Source organism: Streptomyces fulvorobeus, assembly GCF_013167895.1.
In the GTDB taxonomy this organism is placed as follows: Bacteria; Actinomycetota; Actinomycetes; order Streptomycetales; family Streptomycetaceae; genus Streptomyces; species Streptomyces fulvorobeus.
This window is the reverse complement of the sequence record NZ_BLWC01000001.1, coordinates 2,972,228-2,997,669: the sequence shown is the minus strand read 5'-3', so window position 1 is coordinate 2,997,669 and position 25,442 is coordinate 2,972,228. Positions and strand designations below refer to the sequence as shown.

Sequence of the window (25,442 nt, the reverse complement as noted above, 5' to 3'; positions counted from 1 at the left end):
GACAACGACGAACCCCCAGGCTGATGACCTGGGGGTTCGTGGAAGAGCGGGTGACGAGAATCGAACTCGCGCTCTGAGCTTGGGAAGCTCATGTTCTACCATTAAACTACACCCGCGAGGCGCGCCGATGACCGGCAGTGCATCACCGCACACTCTACCCCATGGCCGACCCCCGGCGTAGGCGCCGCGGGGTGTCTGCGGCGTTGGTGGGGTGCGGGCGGGTGTGGACGCGGGTGGGGTGCGGGGGAGTTGAAGGCGTACCGTCGTGGTCGGAGTGCCGCCTGGAATGGCGTCCTGTTCATCCCCTAATGTGGCTTTCTCGTCCAAGGCTTGGTTGGGGAAGGGGCTTGATGGAGTCGATGGAGAGCACCGTCGTCCGTTGTGCCGAAGGGCACGTTTTCGCTACCTCGTCGTTCCCGATGCAGCAGCTCGGGTCCGGCCGGATCGGTCCCGGGCGGCTCATCCGCTGTCCGCGCTGTGCCCGGTTGAGGCAGGCGGTTCCCGTGGTGTTCGAGCGGCGGTAGGCGTAGGGGAGGTAGGCGTTCGGCCGGCGGTGTCGGGGCGGGGCTCGGGTCGTGTCGGGGTTGTGTCCGACGCCGTCCAGGCGCCGCCGAAAAGCCGTCGAAGCACCGGCGAAGGGCCGGCCGGAACGTGGCAGGTGAGCGCGCGAGGGCGCCCGGTTGGGGCGGGCTCGCGCGTTCTGCGTATCCTCGGGACGTGCTTCTCTCAGATAAGGACATCCGGGCCGAGATCGACGCCGGACGTGTGCGCATTGACCCGTTCGACGCGTCGATGGTGCAGCCCTCGAGCATCGACGTGCGGCTCGACCGCTACTTCCGGGTGTTCGAGAACCACCGCTATCCGCATATCGACCCCGCCGTCGAGCAGACCGACCTGACCCGCACGGTCGAACCGGAGGGCGACGAGGCGTTCATCCTCCACCCCGGTGAGTTCGTGCTCGCCTCCACGTACGAGGTCGTCTCACTGCCCGACGACCTCGCCTCGCGCCTGGAGGGCAAGAGCTCGCTCGGGCGGCTCGGGCTGGTGACGCACTCGACGGCCGGGTTCATCGACCCCGGGTTCTCCGGGCACGTGACCCTGGAGCTGTCGAACGTCGCGACGCTGCCGATCAAGCTCTGGCCGGGGATGAAGATCGGGCAGCTGTGCATGTTCAAGCTCAGCTCGCCTTCCGAGTTCCCGTACGGCTCCGAGCGGTACGGCTCGCGGTACCAGGGCCAGCGCGGGCCGACTGCCTCGCGCTCGTTCATGAACTTCCATCGGACACAGGTGTGATGCCGGATGAGCGGTGACGTGCGGGAGAATCTGACGTACGAAGGCTTCGGGAGCGCGGTGCGTGAGCTCGCGCAGGCCGTGGCCGACGACGGATACGAGCCGGACGTGGTGCTCAGCATCGCGCGCGGCGGGGTCTTCGTCGCGGGCGGGCTGGCGTACGCGCTGGACTGCAAGAACATCCACCTGGTCAACGTGGAGTTCTACACCGGGGTGGGGACCACCCTGGATATGCCCGTCATGCTGGCGCCCGTCCCCAACGCGATCGACTTCTCGCGCAAGAAGGTCCTCATCGCCGACGACGTCGCCGACACCGGCAAGACGCTGAAGCTGGTGCGGGACTTCTGCGTCGACCACGTCGCCGAGGTACGCAGCGCGGTCATCTACGAGAAGTCGCACTCACTCGTGAAGTGCGAGTACGTGTGGAAGAAGACCGATCAGTGGATCAACTTCCCGTGGAGCGTGGAGAAGCCCGTCGTACGCCGTGAGGGACAGGTCCTCGACTCGTAGGGCGGGGCGCGAGTTCGGAAATTTCCAGACACCCGCGAAGGGCCCCCGGCAGCTGCCGGGGGGCCCTTCGCGGGTGTCCGTACCGCGCGCTCAGATCGTGCCGAGCTTGATGAGCGACAGCAGGGCGATCAGCTGGATCGCGGAGGCGCCGAGCGCCTTCGGCCACGGGAGGTCGTGCGACTTGGTCACCATCGAGGTGAACAGCGCGCCGGCGGCCAGCCAGGTGATCCAGCCGAGCACCTGCACGAGGGAGTTCTCGCCGCCCAGGAAGACCGCGAAGAGCAGGCGCGGGGCGTCCGTGATCGACATGATCAGCATGGAGAAGCCGATGGTCGGCTGCCAGGAGCCGGTGCCGCCGAGCTGGCGGGCCAGGGTGTGGGTGACCGCGCCGAGGACCAGCCCGCCGAGTACGAAACCGACACCTGTGACGAGGACGTACGGGACCGCCGTCGAGATCGTGGCGTTGATCGCGTCGTCGCGGGCCTGGTCGAAGCCGAAGAGCGCGAGCAGTCCGTAGACGAACGTGATGACGAGCGCGGGGCCCCAGACCGGGTAGTCGCGCATCTGCCAGAACGTCGGGCCCGGGCGCAGCACGATGCCCTTGAGCAGTTCCTTCCAGGGCAGGCGCGGGCCTGCGGGCTGGGCGGGGGCCTGACCGGCGCGGTAGGTGTTGCCGCCGCCGTACGGGTCGTCGTTGATGCTGAACGCCTGGGTGTGCCCCGGGCTGTTGGCGTACGGGTCATGGTGCGGGGCCTGGTGCGGCGCCTGGTGATGCGGGTCGCCGAAGTACTCGGGCTCGTCGTGTCCGCCGGCGTACTGCCCGCCCTGACGCCCGCCCTGATGGCCGCTCTGGCGCCCGCCCTGACGCCCGCCGGGGCGGGGGCCGCCCTGCGGGCCGGGGCCGTTGTACGGCGCTCCGGTGCCTCCTCCCGGAGGCCATGACTGCCGGCCGTACGGCGGCGGCGAAGGTGCCTGCGTGCCGTACGGCTGCTGCTGCGGGTGTTGTTGCGGGGTGCGGTTGTTGTCCCGGCCGCGTCCGATCCTGAATCCAGCCACACGTCGAACGTACCTGGTCCGCGGGTGTGGGGTGGGGGAGCCGGGGGAACCCGTCCGCCTTTGCGGCCGAGCTGTGACATCCCCTAGGGGGTGTGCTCAGGGCAGGAACAGGGTCGTACTGCACGTGACGCGCGGGCGGTCCGGGGTCGCTGACGGGTACAGCGCGATCAAGTCCGCCCCCTCGCCGCGGTACGTCCGCACGACGGTGTCGGGCTCCGTGTCGCCGTCGAAGTCCGCGTACCGGAGCAGAGTCGTCCGGGTGGCTCCCGGCCCGGACGACATGACGCTCCGGATGCCCCGGTCCGTACATGTCCGGGATCACACACACCGGATCACACACACCATCGAGGGCACGCGATCACACGCACCGGAGCCGGCACACGGGCCCCCACGCAGAAGCGGCCGGTCCTGCCCCCGAGGCAGGTCCGGCCGCTTCTCTCCGTACGCGTACGGGTGGGTACGGCGTGGGTTACTTCGCCGGGGCCGGCTCCGGTGCGTCAGCCGCCTCCGGCTCGCCCGCCGGGTCGGCCGGCGTCTTCACCGACTGGAGCAGGAGTTGCGAGACGTCGACCACCTGGACCGACTCCCTGGCCTGGCCGTCGTTCTTCTTGCCGTTGACCGAGTCGGTCAGCATGACGAGGCAGAAGGGGCAGGCGGTGGAGACGATGTCCGGGTTGAGGGAGAGGGCCTCGTCGACACGCTCGTTGTTGATGCGCTTGCCGATCCGCTCCTCCATCCACATCCGGGCACCACCGGCGCCGCAGCAGAAGCCGCGCTCCTTGTGGCGGTGCATCTCCTCGTTCCGCAGACCCGGCACGCTCGCGATGATCTCGCGCGGGGGCGTGTAGACCTTGTTGTGACGGCCCAGGTAGCACGGGTCGTGGTACGTGACCAGGCCCTCGACCGGGGTCACGGGGATCAGCCTGCCCTCGTCCACCAGGTGCTGGAGCAGCTGCGTGTGGTGGATGACCTCGTACTCGCCGCCGAGCTGCGGGTACTCGTTGGCGATGGTGTTGAAGCAGTGCGGGCAGGTGGCGACGATCTTCTTCGACGACTTGGGCTTCCTCGTCGACTCGTCCACCTTCCCGTCCTCGTCGAGGGACTCGCCGAACGCCATGTTCAGCATCGCCACGTTCTCCTGGCCGAGCTGCTGGAACAGCGGCTCGTTGCCCAGGCGGCGGGGGGAGTCACCCGTGCACTTCTCGTCGCCGCCCATGATCGCGAACTTCACGCCCGCGATGTGGAGGAGTTCGGCGAACGCCTTCGTGGTCTTCTTCGCGCGGTCCTCCAGGGCGCCGGCGCAGCCGACCCAGTAGAGGTAGTCGACCTCGGAGAGGTCCTCGAGGTCCCTGCCGACGATCGGGACCTCGAAGTCGACCTCCTTGGTCCACTCGACACGCTGCTTCGTGGCCAGCCCCCAGGGGTTGCCCTTCTTCTCCAGGTTCTTGAGCATCGTTCCGGCCTCGGAGGGGAACGACGACTCGATCATCACCTGGTAGCGGCGCATGTCGACGATGTGGTCGATGTGCTCGATGTCGACCGGGCACTGCTCCACGCAGGCGCCGCAGCTGGTGCAGGACCACAGGACGTCGGGGTCGATGACGCCGTTCTCCTCGGCGGTGCCGATGAGGGGGCGCTCGGCCTCGGCGAGTGCCGAGGCGGGGACGTCCTTGAGCTGCTCGGCCGTGGCCTTCTCGTTGCCCTCCATGTCCTTGCCGCCGCCCGCGAGCAGGTACGGGGCCTTGGCGTGCGCGTGGTCGCGCAGCGACATGATGAGGAGCTTGGGGGAGAGCGGCTTGCCGGTGTTCCAGGCGGGGCACTGCGACTGGCAGCGACCGCACTCTGTGCAGGTCGAGAAGTCGAGGATGCCCTTCCAGGAGAACTGCTCGACCTGGGAGACACCGAAGACGTCGTCGTCGCCCGGGTCCTCGAAGTCGATCTCCTTGCCGCCCGAGGTCATGGGCTGCAGCGGGCCCAGCGCGACCGAGCCGTCGGCGTTCCGCTTGAACCAGATGTTCGGGAAGGCGAGGAAGCGGTGCCAGGCCACGCCCATGTCGATGTTGAGCGAGACCGTGATCATCCAGGTGAACGACGTGACGATCTTGAGCGCCGCGACGAAGTAGGTGATCTGCTGGAGCGTGCCGATGCTCAGCCCGTCGAAGGCGGCGACCAGCGGGTACGAGGCGAAGAAGCCGGGCTCCCAGCCGGTCACGTGGTGCTGGGCGCCCTCCAGGCCGCGCAGCGTCATGATGCAGAGGCCGACGATGAGGATGACGGCCTCGACGAAGTACGCCTGGCCGGTCCTGGAGCCCGCGAAGCGGGACTTGCGGCCCGCCTTGCCCGGCCTGTTCAGCTGCCGGATCGCGATCAGGGTCACGATGCCGAGGACCGTCATGAGACCGAGGAACTCGGTGAAGATCTCGTACGGCAGCCAGTCGCCGATGAACGGGATCAGCCAGTCGGCCTGGAAGAGCTGGCCGAAGGCGTTGACGATCGTCAGCAGCAGCGAGAAGAAGCCCACCGCCACGAACCAGTGCGCGAAGCCGACGATGCCCCAGCGGTTCATACGGGTGTGGCCGAGGAACTCCTTGGCCAGCGTGATGGTCCGCTGTGTGGGGTCACCCGTGCGGGTGCCCGCGGGTACCGGCTGACCGAGTCGCACGAAGCGGTAGATCTGCGCGATGGCGCGGCCGAAAAGCGCGACGGCCACCACCGTGATGACCAGCGACACGATGATCGCGGCGAGTTGCATTTGAGGGCTCCTCGGGCCTGCGAGGGGTTGGGATACACCAGTGATGAGGTCAATGATGAGGGATTACTAAGCAGTAACTTAATGAGTCTGTGACGACACTATCCACTTATTCCGCCACGCTGTAGCCGGGCAGGCGGTGATCTGTGTCGCTCAGGTGCCCCTTGCCGCCGCGAGGAGGCCGCCGGCGCGGGGCCGTACGCCTGCCCATGCGCCGGGCCACACGCGAGGCCGTACGGAGAACGGCGCGCACAGCTGCGCGCGGCGCGGTGTGCGGGGCGGCGCTCAGGGGAAGGCGTACCGCTGCCGCCAGAATCATCAGGTCGCCCGCCGTGCCGTGGTGCTCGGCGTAGTGCTGGTCGAGCAGGGCGGCCTCGTCCCAGGGCATCCCGGAGCGCGCCCGCACCTGGGCGAGGCCCGTCAGGCCCGGCCGTAGCTCCTGGCGCCAGCGCCGGGCTCCGGGGTCCCCGGCCCTCGGGTCACCGGGTGCGAGGGGCGCCGGACCCACCAGCGAGAGGTCTCCCCGTACGACATGGGGCAGCCGGGAGAGCAGGTCGAGGCGGCGGCGGCCGGTGCGCAGGGAGCGCAGCTCGAAGACCCGGCCGCCCAGCCCGGTCCGCTGTTCGCGCAGCAGTACGCCACCGGCCGGGCGGCGCACCGCGAGAGCGAGGGCGCCCGCGGCGAGCGCCGGCGCGGCGAGGGCCAGGAGTGCCGTGCCGAGCGTGAGGTCGAGGAGGCGCTTGGCCGTCAGCCGGTCCGCCGTGTACCCGGCGGCGCGGGTGAGGGCCGCCGCGGCCCCGGCGACCGCGGCCGCCACGGCCCTGGCGGCCGGCGAGGGGGCGTGCGCCCTGGTCCGTACCGCGGTTCGGTTCGCGTTCTGCATCACACCTGCCCGGGGATGGTGATGGGCCGGTTTGTCCGGCTCACGGCATTTTGTGACAGAACGATCCCACGGTGCGATGGTGGGTTGGGGTGTGGCGCACCGGAGGGGGCGGGTGTCGCCCCGCGGTGCGGGTGGCGACCGGCGGATGTCCGCGAACCGTGCGGGAAAATTCGCTGGTGAGAGATGCATCGAGCACGTTAGTTGAGTCGGCTCGGCTCAGGTCTGTTGACTCTGGGGCGGGTGTCGTGCATCCTTGAGTCAGATCCACTCAAGTAGTCAGTTGGAGGAATCGAAATGGCACGTGCGGTCGGCATCGACCTGGGCACGACCAACTCAGTCGTGAGCGTTCTGGAAGGCGGCGAGCCCACCGTCATCACCAACGCCGAAGGCGCCAGGACCACGCCGTCCGTCGTCGCCTTCGCGAAGAACGGTGAGGTGCTCGTCGGCGAGGTCGCCAAGCGCCAGGCGGTCACGAACGTCGACAGGACCATCCGCTCCGTCAAGCGCCACATGGGCACTGACTGGAAGATCGACCTGGACGGCAAGAGCTTCAACCCGCAGCAGATGAGCGCCTTCATCCTGCAGAAGCTGAAGCGTGACGCGGAGTCCTACCTCGGCGAGAAGGTGACCGACGCGGTCATCACCGTCCCGGCGTACTTCAACGACTCCGAGCGCCAGGCGACCAAGGAGGCCGGTGAGATCGCCGGTCTGAACGTCCTGCGTATCGTCAACGAGCCGACCGCCGCCGCCCTGGCGTACGGCCTCGACAAGGACGACCAGACGATCCTCGTCTTCGACCTCGGTGGCGGCACGTTCGACGTGTCCCTCCTGGAGATCGGTGACGGCGTCGTCGAGGTGAAGGCCACCAACGGTGACAACCACCTCGGTGGTGACGACTGGGACCAGCGCGTCATGGACTACCTGGTCAAGCAGTTCGCCAACGGTCACGGCGTGGACCTGTCCAAGGACAAGATGGCTCTCCAGCGTCTCCGCGAGGCCGCGGAGAAGGCGAAGATCGAGCTGTCCTCCTCGACGGAGACCTCGATCAACCTGCCGTACATCACGGCGTCGGCCGAGGGCCCGCTGCACCTGGACGAGAAGCTCACGCGGGCTCAGTTCCAGCAGCTCACCGCGGACCTCCTGGACCGCTGCAAGAACCCGTTCCACAACGTCATCAAGGACGCGGGCATCCAGCTCTCCGAGATCGACCACGTCGTTCTCGTCGGTGGCTCGACCCGTATGCCGGCCGTCGCCGAGCTCGTCAAGGAGCTCACCGGTGGTCAGGAAGCCAACAAGGGCGTGAACCCGGACGAGGTCGTCGCCATCGGCGCCTCGCTCCAGGCCGGTGTCCTGAAGGGCGAGGTCAAGGACGTCCTGCTCCTCGACGTCACGCCGCTGTCCCTGGGTATCGAGACCAAGGGCGGCATCATGACGAAGCTCATCGAGCGCAACACGACCATCCCGACCAAGCGCTCCGAGATCTTCACGACGGCCGAGGACAACCAGCCGTCCGTGCAGATCCAGGTCTACCAGGGTGAGCGCGAGATCGCGGCGTACAACAAGAAGCTCGGGATGTTCGAGCTCACCGGTCTGCCGCCGGCCCCGCGCGGTGTGCCGCAGATCGAGGTCGCGTTCGACATCGACGCCAACGGCATCATGCACGTCGCCGCGAAGGACCTCGGCACCGGCAAGGAGCAGAAGATGACCGTCACCGGTGGCTCCTCGCTGCCGAAGGACGAGGTCAACCGGATGCGCGAGGAGGCCGAGCAGTACGCGGACGAGGACCACCGCCGTCGCGAGGCCGCCGAGTCCCGCAACCAGGGTGAGCAGCTCGTCTACCAGACGGAGAAGTTCCTCAAGGACAACGAGGAGAAGGTTCCGGCCGACGTCAGGACGGAGGTCGAGGAGTCCCTCACCGAGCTGAAGGAGAAGCTCAAGGGCGAGGACACCGCCGAGATCCGTACCGCCACCGAGAAGGTCGCGGCCGTCTCCCAGAAGCTGGGCCAGGCGATGTACGCCAACGCCCAGGCCGAGGGTGCGACGCCGGGTGCGGACGCGCCGGGCGCCGGACAGGCCCAGGCCGACGGTGACGACGTCGTGGACGCCGAGATCGTCGACGACGAGAAGGACACCAAGGGCGGTGCGGTGTGACCGAGGAGACTCCGGGCTTCGAGGAGAAGCCTGACGTCCCCTCCGGCGCCACCCCTGACGGAGCTGAGCCGAAGGACGCCACCCCCTCTCCGGAGGAGGAGGCGTCCCCGGCCGGGGACTCGGTACAGACGACAGCCGGTCTGACAGCGGAGCTGGACCAGGTCCGCACGGCGCTCAGCGAGCGCACGGGCGACCTCCAGCGGCTCCAGGCCGAATACCAGAACTACCGTCGCCGCGTCGAGCGGGACCGGGTCGCGGTCAAGGAGATCGCGGTCGCGGGTCTCCTCACCGAGCTCCTGCCCGTGCTCGACGACGTCGGCCGCGCGCGGGAACACGGCGAGCTGGTCGGCGGCTTCAAGTCGGTGGCCGAATCGCTGGAGACGGTCGTCGCCAAGCTGGGCCTCCAGCAGTTCGGCAAGGAGGGCGAGCCCTTCGACCCGACGATCCACGAGGCCCTGATGCACTCGTACGCGCCGGACGTCACCGAGGACACCTGCGTGGCGATCCTCCAGCCGGGGTACCGCTTCGGCGAGCGCACCATCCGCCCCGCGCGGGTGGCCGTGGCCGAGCCGCAGCCCGGCGCCACGCCGGCGGCGGCGACGGAAGAGAAGACAGACGACGAGGAGAGCGGTGGCACCGAGGAGGTCTGACATCCAGTCCGACCGTCCTGGTGCGTACCGACCGGCCAGGAGTCCGGCCCCGCGGCCGGCTCCTGGGCCGATCGTCCGGAAGGAGGGACGTCGATGAGCACGAAGGACTTCGTCGAGAAGGACTACTACAAGGTTCTCGGCGTCCCCAAGGACGCCACCGACGCCGAGGTGAAGAAGGCGTACCGGAAGCTGGCCCGCGAGTTCCATCCGGACGCCAACAAGGGTGACGCCAGGGCGGAGGAGCGCTTCAAGGAGATCTCCGAGGCCAACGACATCCTCGGCGACAGCAAGAAGCGCAAGGAGTACGACGAAGCGCGCGCGCTCTTCGGCAACGGGGGTTTCCGGGCGGGTCCCGGCGGCGCGGGCGGCAACTTCAACTTCGACCTGGGCGACCTCTTCGGAGGCGCCCCGGGCGGTGGCCAGGCCGGTGGCGCGGGCGGGTTCGGCGGCGGTGGTCTGGGAGACGTCTTCGGCGGCCTCTTCAACCGCGGCGGCGCGGGCACCCGTGTGCAGCCCCGGCGGGGTCAGGACATCGAGACCGAGGTGACGCTCAGCTTCACCGAGGCGGTCGACGGGGCCACGGTCCCGCTGCGGATGTCCAGCCAGGCACCCTGCAAGGCGTGCTCGGGCACCGGCGACAGGAACGGCACCCCGAGGGTCTGCCCGACCTGTGTCGGCACCGGACAGGTGTCGCGCGGCAGTGGCGGCGGCTTCTCGCTCACCGACCCCTGCGTGGACTGCAAGGGCCGCGGCCTCATCGCCGAGGACCCCTGCGAGGTCTGCAAGGGCAGCGGTCGGGCCAAGTCGGCGCGCACGATGCAGGTCAGGATTCCGGCGGGCGTCCTGGACGGCCAGCGCATCCGGCTGCGCGGCAAGGGCAGCCCCGGCGAACGCGGCGGACCGGCCGGTGACCTGTACGTCGCCGTGCACGTCGACGCCCACCCCGTCTTCGGCCGCAAGGGCGACAACCTCACCGTCACCGTGCCGGTCGCCTTCACGGAGGCGGCGCTCGGCGGCGAGGTGAGGGTACCGACGCTCGGCGGCCCCCCGGTCACCCTGAAGCTCCCGCCCGGCACCCCCAACGGGCGTACGATGCGCGCCCGCGGCAAGGGAGCGGTCCGCAAGGACGGCACCCGCGGCGACCTGCTGGTCACCGTGGAGGTGGCAGTGCCCAAGGACCTCACGCCCGAGGCCCGTGACGCACTGGAGGCATACCGGAAGGCGACCGCGGAGGAGGACCCGCGGGCGGAGCTGTTCCAGGCTGCGAAGGGAGCTTGAGATGGACGGCCGTCGACGTAATCCGTACCAGCTGACCGACGAATCACCGGTGTACGTGATCTCGATCGCGGCCCAGCTCTCGGGCCTGCATCCGCAGACCTTGCGCCAGTACGACCGCCTCGGCCTGGTCTCCCCGGACCGCACGGCCGGGCGCGGCAGACGCTACTCGGCCCGCGACATCGAACTGCTGCGCACCGTCCAGCAGTTGTCGCAGGACGAGGGCATCAACCTGGCCGGTATCAAGCGCATCATCGAGCTGGAGAACCAGGTCGCCGCGCTCCAGCAGCGCGTCGCCGAGCTCTCCGCGGCGGTCGACGGGGCCGCGGTGGCCATGCAGCAGCGCGAGGCCCAGGTGCACGCCTCGTACCGCCGCGACCTTGTGCCGTACCAGGACGTGCAGCAGACGGGCGCCCTGGTGGTCTGGCGTCCGAAGCCGAAGAGGGTCACGGACTGAAAGCGTGCCGCACAAGGCCCGTGCCCCGGCTCGTATCGGGGCACGGGCTTTTCCGGGTCTCAGCGGGCCGGGTGCGGGCCGCCGGTCTCGACCAGGCCGGACTTGACGAGAAGGGCGCCCAGATGGGTGCGGCTCGACGCGTCGAGGGCCTGCATGAGCTTGGCGATGTGGGCGCGGCAGGTGCGGACGCTGATGCCGAGCTTGCGGGCCACGATGTCGTCGACGTGCCCTTCGACGAGCAGGCGGGCGATGCTCTGCTGGACAGCGGTGATGGGGGCGCCCGGGGCGGTGGGCTGTAACTGCTCGGTGAGGGGGGTGGCCTGGGCCCAGAGCACTTCGTAGACCTGGATCAGATAGCGGACGAGTGCGGGGTGGCGGATCTCCAGCGCCGTACTGCGGTCATTAGTGGCGGGGATGAAGGCCACGGACCGGTCGAAGATGATGAGGCGCTCGATCGTCTGCTCCATGGTGCGCACCTGGACGCGGCCGGGCGGGAGTTGGGCCAGGTACTCCGCGATGCGGGGGCTGTAGCGCACCGGGTGCTGGTAGAGGTGGCGTATGTGGCCCCCTGCCGCGATGACGGCGTGGGCGTTGGCTAGTCCCTGTTCCGCGCTGTCGACCAGCCTGTTGCCGCCCGGCTGCGCGGTCAGGACCTCTCCGCGGGCGTGGGCGGAGGCTTCCCGGATGGTGTCGATGATCATCTGGCGCCCCTGGAGCACGGTGATCGCGAGGTTCGGGTCATCGCTGGCGACTGCGGTCAGCGGCGCCAGTGACCGGCTCAGTGCGGCGGTGAGCTGTACGCGCTCGTCTATCTCCCGGGCGATGGGCTGTAACAGGTACGCCAGTGCGGCGGACGGCGGCACCGGCACCATCCACGTGCCATCCCGTGGATCGGGATGGACGAGAGTCATTTCCATGAGGCATGGGGCCGGCGCGAGTTCGCCGCGGGCGATGCGTCCCTTACGGAGCGCTTCCTCGTACAGCCGTATCGCCGGTGCGCACAGTTCCCTGTTGCCGTGCGGATGGACTGCATTCGTCCCATCCGTATTCATTTGTGATCCCCTCACTTTTTGCAATGCAACAAGATGACGGTGGTGGAAGCCTATCCACCAGGGGAGTGTGTACGTGTCGGGGGAGCCGGGAACTTCTCCGACGGAACCGGGTGCGGCCGTGCTCTCCCCCGTTGCGCGGTCGCACCTTCCGGCTCGCGGCGGGAATCCGCTGGTGCCGGACGGTCAGGAATCCTGGTCCAGGATTCCTGACCGCGCGATCAGATAACCGAGTTGCGCGCGGCTGGTGCTCCCCAGGGCGGCTGACAGTTTGGCTACGTGAGCGCGGCAGGTGCGGACGTTCATTCCGAGGCGGCGGGCAATGGAGTCGTCCACGTGCCCCTCCACGAGAAGGTGCGCGATGGAGCGCTGGACGCCGCTGATGCCTCTGGGAGCCGGGTCGTACTTGACTTCTTCCAGGAGTGGCGCGGCTCGGTTCCAGAGTTGCTCGAAGACCTTGACGAGATACTCGACGAGCCCGGGATGCCGGAGTTCCAGAGCGACCTGGCGATCATCCTGAGCCGGGATGAAGGCCACCGTCCGGTCGAACACGATCAGTCTCTCGATCAGCTCCTCAAGGGTTCTGATCTCCACGTTGGCGTCCGCCATGCGCTCCGCGTAGGCGAGAATGCCGGGGCTGTGGCGGACGGTGTGCTGGTAGAGCGTGCGAATGCTGACACCACGGTCCACCACGGAGAGGCCGCGCTCCAGCGCTTCGGTGAGGCGGTCCTCGCTGCGCCCCCCGCCGGGCTGGATGGTGAGGACTTCGGTGCGGCACTCCGCGGTGGCGAGATCGAGGGCCGCGTTGATCCGGTTGACGCCTTCCAGCACGGTGATGGCGTGCGTGGTCGGCGGGTCCTGAGCGCTGATGTCCATGAAGGGCCCGAAGCATTCGGCCAGCTCGACCGAGTGCTGCCGGCGCTGCTGGATCTCGCGCTCGATGGGTTGAAGGTGCTGAGCGAGGGCAGCTGACGGCGGGACGGGCCGGAGCCAGTCGGCGTCGTCCGGGTCCGGGTGCAGCAAGGCGAAATCCATGAGGCAGGGTGCCGGTTCCACCTCGGCGCGTGCGATGCGTCCGGAACGCAGTGCACTGGCGTAGAGACGCCTCCCCGCTTCGCACAATTCGGTGATCCCATGAGGATGCGTCTGCTTTGCGGTGCTTGTAGCCATTCGTCCACCCCCCAGGTTCCTGAACATGCAGGAACATGATGCATCGACTCAGTGGTGTTCGAGTGCCCAGGTGAGACATCGTCTTAGGTGCGGGGGAGAAGAAACCACAAGTGAGGACGAAGCCGACTATGTACAAGCGAATGCTTCGCTCGGCGCTTGCCGCCTCGTTCGTTGCGGCCCTGGGGTTCGGACTGCTGAGCGGGGGCGACATTGCGTGGGGCAACCCGGCGGCATCTGCGCCGACGGACATCGCCTGGAGCGTCGAGGCGACTGCGCCCGGCGACATCGCGTGGTCCATGCCCGGTGATGGTGATATCGCCTGGTCCGCCCCGGCCCCCACAGGCGCATGACGACCCCGCCGGACGACCGCACCTTCCGGCGCGAGATGGCCACGGCCTATCGCTCCGGGTGGCACTTCATCGATCTGCTCACGGCACTCCCCCGTCGTGGTGACTCGTTGATGGTCACCCTGTTCGGCGAGCCGATCGTCGTCGTGATGGAGGAGGGCGAGGACGTCCGCGCCTACCGCTGCCTCCGTCGGCCCCGCGGAGCTCCGCAACCGGTCCGCTGTGCCGTCAGGTACGGCATGATCTTCGTCAACCTCGATCAGCGGGACCACGAGCTGTTCGAATCTGAAGCCATCTCCGCCACCCCCCGCAGTGCCTGAGCGACCCCCGTCGTTCCATATCGTTCAGGCGCTTCCCCCACACAGCGGCGCCATCGTGACCTGAACACGATGGCGCCGTTGTGCTGCCCCGGGGCAGCCGGCCCGGGCGCCCCCGGGCCAGCTCAGACCCTGCCGAGCGCGCGGTCCAGGGCGATCTCGATCACGACCCGTTCCGGATTGGGCCTCGGCGTGCGCTCGTAGCGCTCCGCGTAACGGCGTACCGCGTCCGCGACGACCTCCGGTTCCGTGCGGACCGTCGCCACGCCCTCCAGCGTCGCCCAGCGCGCCTTCTGCATCTGGCACACCGCGACCCGTGCCTCTCCCGGCGCCGCGGCCAGGACGTGGGCGACCTTGCGGCTGCCCCCGCTGGTGATGACGCGCGCCAGCCCGGCCCCGGGGTCGTACGTCACGCCGACCGGCACCACGTGCGGGGTGCCGTCCGGGCGGAGCGTCGTCAGGGTGCAGACGTGGCGCTCCCGCCAGAAGGCGAGGTACTCGGGGCTGGGACTGCGTACATCGTGCATGGGCCCAGCCTAGGCAGCCGGGGCGTCGGGGCGCGGTGGTGCCCTGCGGGCGGTTCACTCGAAAGCGGACGTCGGGCCCCACGTGGACCGGGGGCGGCGCTCCCGTTTTCAGCTTGAGCGGAGTACGCTCAACTTAGTGCACGTCGACCATGTCACTGTGAACGGATCGCACGGCACGCAGCCCATCGCACGGAGGAGAGAGCGCACGTGGACGCCGAGCTGACCAACAAGAGCCGGGACGCCCTCAACGCGGCCACCAGCCGGGCCGTGAAGGACGGGCACCCCGACCTGACCCCCGGGCACCTGCTGCTCGCGCTGCTCGCGGGCGAGGACAACGAGAACATCACCGACCTGCTGGCCGCCGTCGACGCCGACCAGGTCGCCGTACGGACCCAGGTGGAACGGCTGCTCGGGGCGCTGCCCAGCGTCACCGGTTCCACGGTCGCGCCCCCGCAGCCCAACCGCGAGCTCCTGGCCGTCATCGCCGACGCCGCCCAGCACGCGAAGGAGCTCGGCGACGACTACCTCTCCACCGAGCACCTCCTGATCGGCACCGCGTCCAGGGGCGGCCGCGCCGGTGAGATCCTCACTCAGCAGGGTGCCGGTGCGAAGAAGCTGCTGGACGCGTTCGAGAAGAGCAGGGGAGGGCGACGGGTGACCACACCCGACCCGGAGGGTCAGTACAAGGCACTGGAGAAGTTCGGTACGGACTTCACGGCCGCGGCCAGGGAAGGCAAGCTCGACCCGGTCATCGGCCGGGACCAGGAGATCCGCCGTGTCGTCCAGGTGCTGTCACGGCGTACGAAGAACAACCCCGTGCTCATCGGTGAGCCCGGGGTCGGCAAGACGGCCGTCGTCGAAGGTCTCGCCCAGCGCATCGTCAAGGGCGACGTCCCCGAGAGCCTCAAGAACAAGCGGCTCGTCTCGCTCGACCTCGGCGCGATGGTCGCGGGCGCCAAGTACCGCGGCGAGTTCGAGGAGCGCCTGAAGACCGTCCTCTCCGAGATCAAGGAGAGCGACGGCCAGGTCATCACCTTCATCGACGAACTGCACACCGTGGTGGGCGCGGGCGCCGGCGGGGACTCCGCCATGGACGCGGGCAACATGCTCAAGCCGATGCTGGCCCGCGGTGAGCTGCGCATGGTCGGCGCGACCACCCTGGACGAGTACCGCGAGCGGATCGAGAAGGACCCCGCTCTGGAGCGGCGCTTCCAGCAGGTCCTGGTCGCCGAGCCCTCGGTCGAGGACACCATCGCGATCCTGCGCGGGCTCAAGGGCCGCTACGAGGCCCACCACAAGGTCTCCATCGCGGACTCCGCGCTCGTGGCCGCCGCGGCCCTCTCCGACCGGTACATCACCTCTCGCTTCCTCCCCGACAAGGCCATCGACCTGGTCGACGAGGCGGCCTCCCGGCTCCGTATGGAGATCGACTCCTCCCCGCTGGAGATCGACGAGCTCCAGCGCGCCGTGGACCGGCTGCGGATGGAGGAGCTGGCCCTCAACAACGAGACCGACCCCGCGTCCAGGCAGCGCCTGGAGAAGCTCCGCCGGGACCTCGCGGACAAGGAGGAGGAGCTGCGCGGCCTGACCGCGCGCTGGGAGAAGGAGAAGGAGGGGCTCAACCGTGTCGGTGAGCTGAAGGAACGCCTCGACGACCTGCGCGGCCAGGCCGAGCGCGCCCAGCGCGACGGGGACTTCGACACCGCCTCCAAGCTGCTCTACGGGGAGATCCCCGGCCTGGAGCGGGAGCTGGCCGAGGCGGACCAGGCGGAGCAGGAGGCAGCCAAGGACACCATGGTCAAGGACCAGGTCGGCCCGGACGACATCGCGGATGTCGTCGGGGCCTGGACCGGCATCCCCGCGGGCCGCCTCCTGGAGGGCGAGACGCAGAAGCTGCTGCGCATGGAGGACGGGCTCGGCAAGAGGCTGATCGGGCAGACCCGGGCCGTGCGGGCGGTGTCGGACGCGGTGCGCCGTACGCGGGCCGGGATCGCCGACCCCGACCGGCCCACCGGCTCGTTCCTCTTCCTCGGGCCGACCGGTGTCGGCAAGACCGAGCTGGCCAAGGCGCTCGCGGACTTCCTGTTCGACGACGAGCGGGCCATGATCCGCATCGACATGAGCGAGTACGGCGAGAAGCACAGCGTCTCGCGGCTGGTCGGCGCCCCTCCGGGGTACGTCGGCTACGAGGAGGGCGGCCAGCTCACGGAGGCGGTCCGCCGCCGTCCGTACAGCGTGGTCCTGCTGGACGAGGTCGAGAAGGCGCACCCCGAGGTCTTCGACGTCCTGCTCCAGGTCCTCGACGACGGCCGGCTCACCGACGGGCAGGGCCGCACGGTCGACTTCCGCAACACGATCCTGGTCCTGACGTCCAACCTCGGCAGCCAGTTCCTCGTCGACCCGCTGACCAAGCCGGAGGTGAAGGAGCAGCAGGTCCTGGAGGTCGTCCGCGCGTCCTTCAAGCCGGAGTTCCTCAACCGGCTCGACGACCTCGTGGTCTTCTCCGCCCTGTCCGGCGACGAGCTGTCGCACATCGCGGAACTCCAGATCGGCCGGCTGGCCAAGCGCCTCGCCGACCGCAGGCTCACCCTGGACGTCACGCCCGAGGCCCTGGCCTGGCTGGCCCTGGAGGGCAACGACCCGGCGTACGGGGCGCGCCCGCTGCGCCGCCTCATCCAGACGGCGATCGGCGACCAGCTCGCCAGGGAGATCCTCGCGGGCGAGATCACGGACGGCGACACGGTGCGGGTGGACCGGGTCGGGGACGGGCTGGTCGTGGGAGCCGCCGCGGCGCCCGGAGCCGGGTAGGAAGCGCCCGGGACGCGATGTCCCGGCGGGTGACGGATATGTGGTGCACGCATCGATATGGCTCCGTGCTCTCCATATCCGTCACCCGCGCGCGCGACTCCGGGGGTGCCCACGAAATTCAGCCGAAAATCCGCATTCCCTGGCCGGATGGATGGCGCCTCCCCCTTTCGCGCACCGATATTTGTTTCGGGCGGGTACATAACGCTCCCCGACCGCCGGGTGCCGGTCGGCGCGTGGATGCCGGGTGCGGGATTGCCAGGGCTCCGCGCAATACCAGGACCCGCCGGACGTCATTCCCCGCAGTTGCGGACAGGTTCGGGTCAATTAGGCGCCGGTAAGGTACGCCCATGACCGACCGGATACCTGATCGAATAAGCCCGGGGGCGAAGGATCGCAGAAGCGAAGATCTTATTCGCCTCGGCGAATTCCGCGCCCTGTGGGCGGCTTATGCGCAGTCCGTCCTCGGTGACCAGCTCGCGCGCGTGGCCCTGTCGCTCCTCGTCTTCGAACGTACGCGGTCGGCCGGCTGGACGGCGGCCACCTACGCCCTGACCACGTTGCCCGCCCTGCTGTCAGGGGTGCTGCTCTCCGGGTTGGCGGACCGCTTTCCCCGCCGCACGGTCATGGTCGGATGCGACCTGGTCCGTGCGGTCCTGATCGGGCTCATGGCCCTGCCCGGTACGCCGTTGCCGGTGCTCGCCGGACTGCTGGTCCTGGCGCAGCTGGCCGAGGCGCCCTTCGGCGCCGCGCAGGGGGCCATGCTGCCGACGGTGCTCGGTGAGCGGAAGTACGAGAGCGGCCAGCGGGCGATGCTGATCACCCATCAGGTGGGGCAGCTGGTCGGCTTCGCCGGTGGTGGCATCGTGGTCGTGTGGCTCGGCAGCCACGTCTCCCTCGGGCTGAACGCCGTGTCGTTCCTGGTCTCCGCGGCGCTGATCCGCTTCGGCGTGAAGGCGCGGCCCGCCGCGACCGCCGCGGCGGGTGCGGAGCGGCTGCACCGCCAGGTGCGCGGCGCGGCCACGCTCATCTGGTCGGACCCCCGGCTGCGGTCGCTGATGGCACTGGGCTGGCTCGCGGGGTTCATCGTGCTGCCGGAGGGTCTGGCCGCCCCCTTCGCCGCGGAGTGCGGCGCGGGCGCCGCGTCGGTGGGGCTCCTGCTCGCCGCGCATCCCACGGGCATGGTGCTGGGCGCGGCTCTGCTGGGCCGGGCGCGGGTGGGGGACGAGCGGCGCCGCCGCCTCCTGGGCCCGCTGGCGGTCGGCGCGAACCTGCCGCTGGTCTTCTACTGGGCGGGCCCCGGCATCGGGGCGGCCGTGCTGCTGCTGCTGGTGTCGGGCGTGTTCTCCGCCTACCAGATCACCGCCGGAGCCACCTTCGTCCTGCTCACACCGGCGGACCGGCGCGGCCAGGCGCTGGGACTGGCCAGGTCGGGGCTCACCGCCATGCAGGGGATCGGAGTCGCGTCGGGCGGCCTCGCCGCCGAGGTGTCGGGTTCCTCGGCCCACACCATCGCGGGCGCCGGTGTGGTCGGGACGGTCTGCGCGGTACTGGCGGCCGTCGCCTGGTCGAGGGCACGGGAAACAGGTGCGGGGGCGATTCCCCTCAGGGCGTAGGCCCCCTGGCCGCCAATGGCGGTTAGGGTCGAAGGAAAGTCAGGCAACCACGTGCGATCCACAGGAGTAACCGGCGATGTCTATCGACCCGTCCTCGATTCCCAACTTCGGAGGACAGCCCGATCCGCAGGCGGCAGGCCCCGCCGGCCCCGTCGTCCCTGACCAGGACCTCGTCAAGCAGCTGCTTGAGCAGATGGAGCTGAAGTTCGTCGTCGACGACGAGGGTGACCTCGCCGCGCCGTGGGAGGAGTTCCGCACCTACTTCATGTTCCGCGGCGAGGACGAGCAGCAGGTCTTCTCGGTCCGTACGTTCTACGACCGCCCGCACGCCCTCGACCGGCGTCCCGTGCTCCTCGACGCGATCGACGACTGGAACCGCCGCACCCTGTGGCCGAAGGTCTACACGCACGCCCACGAGGGTGAGGAGGGCGCCGCGGCGTCCGTGCGGCTCATCGGTGAGGCGCAGATGCTCATCGGTACGGGCGTCAGCCTGGAGCACTTCGTCTCCTCGACGGTCAGCTGGGTGCGGGCCTCGATCGAGTTCGACAAGTGGCTCGTGGAGCGGCTCGGTCTGGAGTCCGCCGAGGGCAAGCCCGACGACACCGAGTCGCCGGAAGCCTGATCGGCGCGAAAGACGGCAGAGCGACGCCCGGTCCGGGGCGGTGGCCGGCAGGCCGCGGCCCCGGACCGGAGCGCTGTCCGCGCCGCTTCACCGGGTGAGTGCCCCCAGCCGGGCGACCGCGTCGGCGAGCACCTCGACGCGCTTGCAGAACGCGAACCGCACGAAGGGCGCGCCCTCTTCCCGGTGGTCGTAGAAGACGGCGTTCGGGATGGCGACGACCCCGCAGCGTCCGGGCAGGGCGCGGCAGAAGGCGAAGCCGTCGTCCCCGCCGCCCAGGGGCCGGATGTCGGTGGTGACGAAGTACGTCCCGGCCGGCCGGTAGACCCCGAAGCCCGCGGCGGCGAGGCCGTCGCTCAGCAGGTCGCGCTTGGTGCGGAGGTCGGCGCGCAGCGCGTCGAAGTAGGTGTCCGGCAGGCGCAGGGCGTCGGCGACGGCGTACTGGAGCGGTCCGGCGGAGACGTACGTCAGGTACTGCTTCGCCGAGCGGACCGCCGTGACCAGCTCGGGGCTCGCGGTGATCCAGCCGACCTTCCAGCCCGTGAACGAGAACGTCTTCCCCGCGCTGCTGATGGTGACCGTGCGCTCGCGCATGCCCGGGAACGAGGCGAGCGGCAGGTGTTCGCCCTCGAAGACCAGGTGCTCGTACACCTCGTCGGTGACGACCAGGAGGTCACGTTCGCAGGCGAGGGCGGCGACGGCGGCCAGTTCCTCGCGGGTGAGCACGGTGCCGGTGGGGTTGTGCGGGGTGTTCAGGAGGATGAGACGGGTCCGGGGGGTGACGGCCGCCCGGAGTTCGTCGAGATCGAGCCCGTAGGCGCCGCCGTGCGGGCGCAGCGTGACGGGGACGCGGGTGCCGCCCGCCATGGCGACGCAGGCGGCGTACGAGTCGTAGTACGGCTCCAGGGCGATGACCTCGTCCCCGGGCTCCACCAGGGCGAGCAGGGCGGCCGCGATGGCCTCGGTGGCGCCCGCCGTGACGAGGACCTCGGCGTCGGGGTCGTACACCAGTCCGTGGAAGCGCTGCTGGTGCTCCGCGATCGCGGTACGCAGTTCGGGTACTCCCGGGCCCGGCGGGTACTGGTTGCCCTTGCCCTCCCGCAGTGCGCGGACCGCGGCCTCGCGGATCTCCTCGGGGCCGTCGGTGTCGGGAAAGCCCTGGCCGAGGTTGATCGAGCCGGTCCGGGCGGCCAGCGCGGACATCTCCGCGAAGATGGTCGTGCCGAACTCGGTGAGCCGGCGGTTGAGCAGTGGTCGTCCCTGTGTCATGAGCCATCCTGTGCCCAAGCTCTGGTGTTGCTCAAGTCCGCTTTAGCCGCGTGTGGCGGAGGGAATCCCCCTCGCACCACAGGGAGCGGGTCCACCCCGCTCCGGGGGACGGAAGGACGTGGGGGCCGTGGGGACATTCGTAGGGGTACTCGTCGGGATCGCCGTGGTACTGGCCGTGGGCGGCGTGGCCTCCGGGCTCGTACGCGGCCGGCGCAGGCCGGTGCCCGGCGGGAAGGTGACCCGGCGCCGCCGGGCCGCGGGGGGCGCGGGCGGTGGTGGCGGCGGGAGTGCCTACGGCGGCTCCTCGTGCGGTGGCGGCAGCTCCACGTGCGGGAGCGGCAGCTCCTCGTGCGGCGGGGGAGGGTGCGGCGGAGGCAGCTGACACGGGGCGGCCGGTCCGGCGGCGGTCGGTCCGTCCGCGAGGTGTCCGGTGGGTGAACTGCCGCCGGGCACCTTTTCGTTGAGCCACGCGGAGGGATTTCGCTGAACAGGTGAACCGCGTTGCCCCCTGGGGGATGGAAACCACGTCAACTTGGGCAAAAACGCTGTGAGTACGGCGTACTTCGTGATTCCCTCCTTGTAGAGAACATTCAGCCTTCGGACCCCAGTTGGACCTGATCGGGCGTTTCCCTCCCCCACGCGCGTCTCCCGGGAGCGCCCCCTGTCCATGTGTCCATGTGTGTTTGCGGAGCCGAACCATGCTCACGACCCTTCAGACGGTCTATTCCGACACCCGTGCCGCCGACCTGGCCTGGGCGCTCGGACGGGAGCCGCTGCCCGCCCTGGCTGTCCTCGACCTCCGGTTCGACGAGGTGAAGTTGCAGTTGAGGCTGCTCGGCGCCTCCCATCAGGTCCTCCTGGAGGAGGGCGGCGCCACCTGCTCCGAGACCGTTGCCTGCATCCCGGGAAGCAGCACCTCCCTCCCGCTCGGCGTCGCCAAGCGGATCGGTGTCTGGGAGTACGAGTTCGCGGCGCGGGTCGAGACGCTCACCGAGGGCGCCTTCGCCGGCCGGGCGCAGGAGTTGCTGGCGCTCGTGGCCGACCACCCGCACGGCCTGGCCGGGACGTTTCCCGGCAGTCCGCACGCCTTCACCGCGCTCCTGGCGCAGCGGGCCGAGGGCCAGGTGCGGTGGCGCACCTGGCACGCGTACCCGCAGGAGGGGCAGTTGGTGGTGACACGTACCCGGGTGGGAGTGCGGGTGCCGGCCCCGGCGCTCTGACCGGCGCTCTCGTTCGGGGCGCGTGCGCGGGGCTTCGCCGATGCCTCACTTACACCCGTGTGGGTGACAGGCGGCGACCGTTCCGTGACGTAGCGTTCGCTTCATGATCGACCAGCAGGTGCCGTTGCGGCGGGGCGCGGCGCGGCTTCCCGTACGGCCCAGGACCGGACGGCTCCTCGTGCTGGCCGCTGTCTTCATCTGCGCCGCCTGCGGTCTCGTGTACGAGCTGGAGCTGGTCGCGCTCGCCTCGTACCTGACCGGCGACTCGGTCACGCAGGCATCCGTCGTGCTCTCCGTGATGGTGTTCGCGATGGGCATCGGATCACTCCTCGCGAAACGTTTACGCAGTCGTGCGGCGGTCGGCTTCGGGCTCATCGAGGCGGCCCTCGCGCTCGTCGGCGGTTCGTCGGCCCTCGTGCTGTACGCGTCGTTCGCCTGGCTCGGGGAGTCGCGGCACGCCCTGATCGGGTTCTCCCTGACGATCGGTGTGCTGATCGGCGCGGAGATCCCCCTGCTGATGACGCTGATCCAGCGGGTCGACCGGCAGGACGCGGGCGGAGCCGTCGCCGATCTCTTCGCCGCCGACTACGTGGGCGCCCTGGTCGGCGGGCTCGCCTTCCCCTTCCTGCTGCTGCCGATGTTCGGCCAGCTCACCGGAGCGCTGTTCACCGGGGCGGTCAACGCGGCGGCCGGCGGGGCGCTGGTGCTGTGGCTGTTCCGCCGGGACCTCAGCTCCCGGTCGCGGTGGCTCCTCGTCCTGGCCAACGTCACGGTGATCGCGCTGCTCGCCACCGCCACGGTGCTGGCCGACGACTTCGAGCGCGCCGCCCGGCGCGCGGTGTACGGGGACCGGGTGCGCGTCGCGGTCCAGACCGGGGTGCAGGAGATCGTCCTCACCGGGGAGGGCAGGGACTCCCTGGACCTCTACCTGGACGGGCGGCTGGGGGTCAGCGCCCGCGACGAGCGGCGCTACCACGAGGCGCTGGTGCACCCGGCGATGCGCGGACCGCACGAGCGGGTGCTGATCCTGGGCGGCGGCGACGGCCTGGCCGCCCGCGAGGTGCTGCGGTACGCGGACGTACGGGAGGTCACGGTCGTCGAGCTGGACCCCGGCGTCACCCGACTGGCCCGGACGGACCCCGCTCTCGCCGAGCTGAACGGGCACGCGTACGAGGACCCCCGGCTCAGGACCGTGGGCGCCGACGCGTTCACCTGGTTGCGGGCGGCGCGCGGCTCGTACGACGTCGTCGTGTCCGATCTGCCGGACCCGGGGATCACGGCGAGCACGAAGCTGTACTCGGCGGAGTTCTACGGGCTGGCGGGGGAGTCCCTCGCGCCGGGCGGGCGGCTGGTCGTGCACGCGGGGCCGGTGGAGAGCCGGCCGCTGTCGTTCTGGACGGCGGAGGCATCCGTGCGGGCGGGCGGCCTGGCGACGCGCCCGTACCGGGTCACCGGCAGGATCTCCGGATTCGCGGCCGGTCCCGACCGGGTCACGGAGCAGGGGCGGGAGCCGCGCGACTGGGGCTTCGTCCTCGCCTCGCGGCGGGCCGTGCCGGACCTGGGCCTGGACCCCGGGGCGCCGGAGCTTCGGTGGCTGGGGGAGCGGGAGTTGAGGGAGGCGGACGACTGCGCGGAGCGCGTACGGGTAGGGGGGCGGCCTCCCTCGACGCTGGTGCACCCGCGCTACCGGGAGGAGTCGTGAGGGCCGGGCGGGGCGGTGCGGGCGGGGCGGCGCGGGCGGGGAAGCGGTGACATGCGGAAGGCGTGAAGCGGTGACGTGGTGGCCTGCTCCGATTAGGCTCGGTGCCCATGGAGCATGAGGTGTTCGTTCCGGTTCCGGTCCCGTCCCTTCGGCGGACGCTGGGCGACGCTGCCCGGGTCGCGCGCTGTGTGCCGGGACTCCAGCAGGACGCCGACGCGTCGGCCGGTCCGCTGTCCGGCCGTCTGAAGGTCAGGATCGACGGCCACACGATCACCTACCGGGGCGTGCTGGAGCTCGCTAGCCGGGGTGACGACATCTTCTCCGTGGCCGGGGAGGGCGTGGAGGCCCGGGGTGCGGGCTCGGCGAAGCTGTCCCTGACCCTGACGCTCACGGAGACCGGCGGTGGTACGACGATCGAGTTCGCCGGCACGGCGGGCGGGGACGGCAGGATCGCGGAGCTGGAGGACGCGGCGGCACTGGCGGCCGCCCACCGCCTGCTGGACCGCTTCACACGGCAACTGGTGACCGAGTCGCTGGCGGGGTCACCGCAGGACCCGGCGGGGCCATCGCCCGAGTCGGCGGAGGCGGTGACGGACCGGGCGGAACCCCTGGCTCCAGACGGGCCGGGAGCCGGGGACGAGCTCGCGCCCGGGTACGGGTCCGGGTACGACGCCCCCGTACCGCCGTCCTCGCTCGACCCTCTCGCGGAGGTGGAGTTCACCGTGCCGGACGGACCTCCGGCCGAGGCCGCGCACGCCAGGCGCACCATGATCGGGCGGAGCACCGAGGAGGTCGACCACGCGCCGCCGCGCGGCCGGTACGCGCCGGTGCCCGCGCCCGACGCCGCCGGACCCGCGACGACCCTGCGCTGGATCGCCCCGGCCGCCGCCCTCGCGCTCGTCTCCGCGGTGGTCGTGGGCCGCGCGCTGCGGCGCCGGAGGTAGCGGCCCACGTAGTGTCGTGGGGTGAGCAGAGCTTCGAAGAACGTCCAGCTGACAGTCGGCGACGCCGAGTTGACCGTCGACCCCACCCACGGCTGCCGTATCAGCAGTCTGCGGATCGGGGGCACCGAACTGCTGCGCCAAGGGGAGCGGTACGGCTGTTTCCCGATGGTTCCCTGGTGCGGCCGTACCGGGAACGGGCAGTTCCGCAGCGGTGGTGAACTGCACGTCCTGCCGCTGAACCCCCCGCCGCACGCCATGCACGGCACCGGGCGTGACACCTCCTGGCACACCGCCAGGGAGACCGGAAGCGAGGCGGCCTTCTACTACGACCTGGCCGAACCGTGGCCGTATCCGGGCAGGGTCACCCAGACCTTCGAGCTCGCGGAGGACTCGCTGACGCTCCGCATGGGGGTCGAGGCGCACGTGGACTCCTTCCCGGCGCAGGCCGGTTGGCACCCGTGGTTCCTCCGCACCCTCGGCGGCCAGGACGTCCGGATCGACTTCGACGCGGCCTGGCAGGAGGAGCGCGGCGAGAACCACCTGCCGACCGGCCGCCGGATCGACCCGCTGCCCGGCCCGTGGGACGACTGCTTCGGGATGCCTGACGGCGTCGACGTGAAGCTCACCTGGCCGGAGCGGCTGGAGCTGACGGTGAAGAGCCGGGACGAGTGGGTCGTCGTCTACGACGAGCAGGACGAGGCGGTGTGTGTCGAGCCGCAGTCCGGCCCGCCGAACGGGCTGAACACCGCGCCCCGGCTGGTCACCCCGATCGAGCCGCTGGAGATCGCCACGACCTGGAGCTGGGTGCGGCTCTGACCGGCGACGGCACCGCTTAC

The 25,442-nt window shown here is 70.2% G+C and carries 23 protein-coding genes and 1 tRNA gene; 15 read left to right on the top strand and 9 right to left on the bottom strand.

The genetic code is table 11. The features are described from left to right. Positions 1-45 precede the first annotated feature (45 nt). Positions 46-116: transfer RNA gene (locus tag Sfulv_RS13480), tRNA-Gly, on the bottom strand. Positions 117-717: 601 nt separating this feature from the next. Between Sfulv_RS13480 and dcd the strand changes: the two genes are divergently transcribed. Then, positions 718-1,293 carry a dCTP deaminase gene (gene dcd / locus Sfulv_RS13475; protein WP_173313920.1) on the top strand — a complete coding sequence of 192 codons (576 nt, stop codon included), beginning with the start codon at positions 718-720 and terminating at the stop codon, positions 1,291-1,293. A gap of 6 nt (positions 1,294-1,299) precedes the next feature. Further along, on the top strand, positions 1,300-1,800 hold the full coding sequence (locus tag Sfulv_RS13470; RefSeq protein WP_173313919.1) for a phosphoribosyltransferase: 501 nt from the start codon (positions 1,300-1,302) through the stop codon (positions 1,798-1,800). Between the two features lie 90 nt (positions 1,801-1,890). Here the strand turns inward: Sfulv_RS13470 and Sfulv_RS13465 are convergent, their stop codons facing one another. The 4 genes from Sfulv_RS13465 to Sfulv_RS13450 all read right to left on the bottom strand — a co-directional run bounded on the left by Sfulv_RS13465 (position 1,891) and on the right by Sfulv_RS13450 (position 6,488). Next, the gene (locus Sfulv_RS13465; protein WP_173313918.1) at positions 1,891-2,856 is read right to left on the bottom strand and encodes a Yip1 family protein; all 966 of its coding nucleotides are present in this window, start codon (positions 2,854-2,856) and stop codon (positions 1,891-1,893) included. 96 nt (positions 2,857-2,952) lie between these two features. Continuing rightward, positions 2,953-3,138, bottom strand: coding sequence for a hypothetical protein (locus tag Sfulv_RS13460; protein WP_173313917.1), 186 nt, complete (start codon positions 3,136-3,138; stop codon positions 2,953-2,955). 187 nt (positions 3,139-3,325) lie between these two features. Beyond that, positions 3,326-5,608, bottom strand: coding sequence for a (Fe-S)-binding protein (locus Sfulv_RS13455; RefSeq protein WP_173313916.1), 2,283 nt, complete (start codon positions 5,606-5,608; stop codon positions 3,326-3,328). Positions 5,609-5,714: 106 nt separating this feature from the next. Then, positions 5,715-6,488 (bottom strand): sugar transferase, encoded by a 774-nt coding sequence (locus Sfulv_RS13450; RefSeq protein ID WP_173313915.1) that lies wholly within the window; start codon positions 6,486-6,488, stop codon positions 5,715-5,717. A 294-nt stretch (positions 6,489-6,782) separates the two neighbouring features. On the opposite strand from Sfulv_RS13450, the gene dnaK reads away from it, so the two are divergent. From dnaK to Sfulv_RS13430, 4 genes are all read left to right on the top strand, one after another. Beyond that, positions 6,783-8,639: a molecular chaperone DnaK gene (gene dnaK / locus Sfulv_RS13445; protein ID WP_173313914.1), complete on the top strand. Its 1,857-nt coding sequence runs from the start codon at positions 6,783-6,785 to the stop codon at positions 8,637-8,639. After that, positions 8,636-9,289 carry a nucleotide exchange factor GrpE gene (gene grpE / locus Sfulv_RS13440; protein WP_173313913.1) on the top strand — a complete coding sequence of 218 codons (654 nt, stop codon included), beginning with the start codon at positions 8,636-8,638 and terminating at the stop codon, positions 9,287-9,289. The genes dnaK and grpE overlap by 4 nt, the downstream gene beginning before the upstream one ends. Positions 9,290-9,382: 93 nt before the next feature. After that, positions 9,383-10,567 (top strand): molecular chaperone DnaJ, encoded by a 1,185-nt coding sequence (dnaJ, locus tag Sfulv_RS13435; RefSeq protein WP_173313912.1) that lies wholly within the window; start codon positions 9,383-9,385, stop codon positions 10,565-10,567. A gap of 1 nt (position 10,568) precedes the next feature. Next, on the top strand, positions 10,569-11,021 hold the full coding sequence (locus Sfulv_RS13430; protein WP_173313911.1) for a heat shock protein transcriptional repressor HspR: 453 nt from the start codon (positions 10,569-10,571) through the stop codon (positions 11,019-11,021). Positions 11,022-11,080: 59 nt separating this feature from the next. On the opposite strand, the gene Sfulv_RS13425 is transcribed toward Sfulv_RS13430, so the two are convergent. Together Sfulv_RS13425 and Sfulv_RS13420 are read right to left on the bottom strand one after the other, a co-directional pair. Next, entirely contained in the window at positions 11,081-12,073 is a 993-nt protein-coding gene (locus tag Sfulv_RS13425; RefSeq protein WP_173313910.1) for a helix-turn-helix transcriptional regulator, read from the bottom strand. Between the two features lie 183 nt (positions 12,074-12,256). Then, positions 12,257-13,267, bottom strand: a complete 1,011-nt coding sequence (locus Sfulv_RS13420; protein ID WP_173313909.1) for a helix-turn-helix transcriptional regulator — start codon at positions 13,265-13,267, stop codon at positions 12,257-12,259. 319 nt (positions 13,268-13,586) lie between these two features. On the opposite strand from Sfulv_RS13420, the gene Sfulv_RS13415 reads away from it, so the two are divergent. Further along, a complete protein-coding gene (locus Sfulv_RS13415) occupies positions 13,587-13,907 on the top strand; it encodes a Rieske (2Fe-2S) protein (RefSeq protein WP_173313908.1) in 321 nt (106 codons plus the stop codon). A gap of 122 nt (positions 13,908-14,029) precedes the next feature. Here the strand turns inward: Sfulv_RS13415 and Sfulv_RS13410 are convergent, their stop codons facing one another. Further along, positions 14,030-14,431 (bottom strand): pyridoxamine 5'-phosphate oxidase family protein, encoded by a 402-nt coding sequence (locus Sfulv_RS13410; protein ID WP_173313907.1) that lies wholly within the window; start codon positions 14,429-14,431, stop codon positions 14,030-14,032. Between the two features lie 207 nt (positions 14,432-14,638). On the opposite strand from Sfulv_RS13410, the gene clpB reads away from it, so the two are divergent. The 3 genes from clpB (at position 14,639) to Sfulv_RS13395 (ending at position 19,474) form a co-directional block, all read left to right on the top strand. Next, positions 14,639-17,239, top strand: a complete 2,601-nt coding sequence (gene clpB, locus Sfulv_RS13405; RefSeq protein WP_173313906.1) for an ATP-dependent chaperone ClpB — start codon at positions 14,639-14,641, stop codon at positions 17,237-17,239. A gap of 347 nt (positions 17,240-17,586) precedes the next feature. Then, on the top strand, positions 17,587-18,852 hold the full coding sequence (locus tag Sfulv_RS13400; RefSeq protein WP_173313905.1) for an MFS transporter: 1,266 nt from the start codon (positions 17,587-17,589) through the stop codon (positions 18,850-18,852). Positions 18,853-18,928: 76 nt separating this feature from the next. Continuing rightward, positions 18,929-19,474 carry a type III secretion system chaperone family protein gene (locus Sfulv_RS13395; RefSeq protein WP_173313904.1) on the top strand — a complete coding sequence of 182 codons (546 nt, stop codon included), beginning with the start codon at positions 18,929-18,931 and terminating at the stop codon, positions 19,472-19,474. An 87-nt stretch (positions 19,475-19,561) separates the two neighbouring features. On the opposite strand, the gene Sfulv_RS13390 is transcribed toward Sfulv_RS13395, so the two are convergent. After that, positions 19,562-20,740 carry a pyridoxal phosphate-dependent aminotransferase gene (locus tag Sfulv_RS13390; protein ID WP_173313903.1) on the bottom strand — a complete coding sequence of 393 codons (1,179 nt, stop codon included), beginning with the start codon at positions 20,738-20,740 and terminating at the stop codon, positions 19,562-19,564. A gap of 127 nt (positions 20,741-20,867) precedes the next feature. Between Sfulv_RS13390 and Sfulv_RS13385 the strand changes: the two genes are divergently transcribed. The 5 genes from Sfulv_RS13385 to Sfulv_RS13365 all read left to right on the top strand — a co-directional run bounded on the left by Sfulv_RS13385 (position 20,868) and on the right by Sfulv_RS13365 (position 25,422). Further along, entirely contained in the window at positions 20,868-21,122 is a 255-nt protein-coding gene (locus Sfulv_RS13385; RefSeq protein WP_175607141.1) for a hypothetical protein, read from the top strand. A gap of 316 nt (positions 21,123-21,438) precedes the next feature. Then, positions 21,439-21,960 (top strand): DUF2617 family protein, encoded by a 522-nt coding sequence (locus tag Sfulv_RS13380; RefSeq protein WP_173313902.1) that lies wholly within the window; start codon positions 21,439-21,441, stop codon positions 21,958-21,960. A gap of 103 nt (positions 21,961-22,063) precedes the next feature. Beyond that, a complete protein-coding gene (locus Sfulv_RS13375; protein WP_173313901.1) occupies positions 22,064-23,662 on the top strand; it encodes a polyamine aminopropyltransferase in 1,599 nt (532 codons plus the stop codon). A gap of 107 nt (positions 23,663-23,769) precedes the next feature. Continuing rightward, positions 23,770-24,606 (top strand): SRPBCC family protein, encoded by an 837-nt coding sequence (locus tag Sfulv_RS13370; RefSeq protein ID WP_173313900.1) that lies wholly within the window; start codon positions 23,770-23,772, stop codon positions 24,604-24,606. A 21-nt stretch (positions 24,607-24,627) separates the two neighbouring features. Further along, complete coding sequence (locus tag Sfulv_RS13365; RefSeq protein WP_173313899.1) at positions 24,628-25,422, top strand: aldose epimerase family protein; 795 nt, start codon at positions 24,628-24,630, stop codon at positions 25,420-25,422. The last annotated feature ends 20 nt before the right edge of the window (positions 25,423-25,442 follow it).